Genomic DNA, 248 nt, shown 5'->3' with positions numbered 1-248 from the left:
GCATCGATATATCATGAACAAACTGAGTAAGAGCGCATTAAATAGAAGAATTCATCAAAAACCCATGAAATGGTGGGAGGAAATACTTGAGTTTATGCAAAAGTTAAAAAACTTTGGAAAACTGCCTTTTGAATATATTGTTGATGCTTTTCCTGTTTCTGTTAGAAATAGAAGAATTCGAAATGGTAGAATTTATCGAGGAGAGGAATTTAGAGGGTATAATGTCAGTAAACGAGACTATTTTTATG

1 pseudogene is annotated in these 248 nt (G+C 32.3%); it reads left to right on the top strand.

What is annotated here, in order from left to right:
- Positions 1-248, top strand: a pseudogene (locus tag TY19_RS00475) (IS982-like element ISPasp3 family transposase); the annotation flags it as partial.

This window comes from Candidatus Protochlamydia sp. R18 (assembly GCF_000648255.1).
In the GTDB taxonomy this organism is placed as follows: domain Bacteria; phylum Chlamydiota; class Chlamydiia; order Chlamydiales; family Parachlamydiaceae; genus Protochlamydia; species Protochlamydia amoebophila.
This window is presented reverse-complemented; position numbering and strand designations above follow the sequence as displayed.